Source organism: Streptomyces sp. NPDC059037, assembly GCF_042740015.1.
Lineage (GTDB): Bacteria > Actinomycetota > Actinomycetes > Streptomycetales > Streptomycetaceae > Streptomyces.
In genome coordinates, this window is the sequence record NZ_JBHYIG010000521.1 from 1 (window position 1) to 1,666 (window position 1,666).

At 69.1% G+C, this 1,666-nt stretch carries 1 protein-coding gene and 1 pseudogene; both read right to left on the minus strand.

The features are described 5' to 3' along the window. A pseudogene (locus ACFWY6_RS45340) lies at positions 1–342 on the minus strand (hypothetical protein); the annotation flags it as partial. Between the two features lie 60 nt (positions 343–402). After that, positions 403–1,641 carry an MFS transporter gene (locus ACFWY6_RS45345; RefSeq protein WP_384703761.1) on the minus strand — a complete coding sequence of 413 codons (1,239 nt, stop codon included), beginning with the start codon at positions 1,639–1,641 and terminating at the stop codon, positions 403–405. Between the last annotated feature and the right edge of the window lie 25 nt (positions 1,642–1,666).

The window sequence follows — 1,666 nt, forward strand, 5'->3', positions numbered from 1 at the left end:
GGGGGGGGGGGGGGGGGCGCGCCGGGGGCTCCCCCCCCCCCCCCCCCACTCCCCCCCCCCCCCCCGGGGGGGCGCGGCGCGGGGGCGCCCGCGCCCCCCCCGCCGGGGGGGGGGCCCCCCCCCCATGCCACGCTCCCCGGACTCCCAGTCGCCGGGAGGCGCGTTGAACAGCACCTGGCGCAGGCCGTGGTCGTCGAGCCGCCGGCGCAGTTCGGTGGGCTCGTGGTCGTACGGGAAGAGGTACTCGACGGCGTCGAAGCCGTCCGCCGACGCCGCGGCGAAGCGGTCGAGGAAGTCGTGCTCGGTGTACATCATGGACAGGTTCGCGGCGAACCTAGGCATGCTTGCTCCTGTGCTGGGGGCCGGGACCGGACCCGGGACCGGACCCGGGATCGGCACCGGTCATCGGTTGACGACGTCCTTCTTGGTGGTGAGCACCGCGGCGGCGCCGATGACCAGGCTGAGGGCCAGGACGTACATCGGGATGGAGGTCGACCCTGTGGCGTCCTTGAGCCCGCCGATCATGTACGGGCTGACGAAGCCGGCCAGGTTGCCCACCGAGTTGATCAGGGCGAGGCCGGCCGCGGCCGCGGTGCCGCCGAGGAACGCGGTGGGCAGCGACCAGAACAGCGGGGCGCAGGTCAGCACGCCGGCCGCGGCGAAGGACAGGGCGACCAGGGACAGCACGGTCGATCCGCTCCAGCCTGCGGCCAGGGAGAAGCCGACGGCGCCCATGAGGCTGGGTATCACCAGGTGCCAGCGGCGCTCGCGGCGCTTGTCCGCGGAGCGTCCGAACAGGTTCATCGCGATCAGCGCGGCCAGGAACGGCACGGCGCTGAGCACGCCGATGGTGAGGTTGTCCTCGATGCCGGTCGACTTGACGAAGGTGGGCATCCAGAACGTCAGGGCGTACTGGCCCATCACGAAGCAGAAGTAGATGAGGCACATCAGCCACACCTTGGGGTCGCGGAAGCCGTCCCAGACCCGGCCGTGCTTCTGGTGCGCGGTGTCCTTGGCGATCGCCGCCTCGACGATGTCCTTCTCCTCGTCGGAGAGCCACTTGGCGCTGCGCACGTTGTTGTCGAGGTAGAACATCGTGGCGACACCGATGAGGAGCGCGGGGATCGCCTCGAGGAGGAACATCCACTGCCAGCCGTCCCAGCCGTTCCGCCCGTCGAAGGTGTCCATGATCCAGCCGGAGAGCGGGTTGCCGAAGATGCCGGCCACGGGGATCGCCGACATGAACATCGCGATCACGCGGGCCCTGCGGTGCGACGGGAACCAGTAGGTGCAGTAGAGGATCACACCCGGGTAGAAGCCGGCCTCCGCGGCGCCGAGCAGGAAGCGGAGCACGTAGAACATCGTCTCGTTGGTGACCAGCGAGAACGCAGCCGAGACCAGACCCCAGGTGATCATGATCCGGGCGATCCAGGTGCGGGCCCCGATGCGTTGCAGCATCAGGTTCGACGGGACCTCGAAGAGGAAGTAGCCGATGAAGAACAGACCGGCGCCGAGACCGTACGCCGCCTCGCTCAGGCCCAGGTCGTCGGACATCTGCAGCTTCGCGAAGCCGACGTTGACGCGGGCGAGGGAGGATAAGACGTAACAGATGATCAATAAAGGGCAGATACGGAGAACCACCTAGCGGAATAAGACCTTCGAGCGG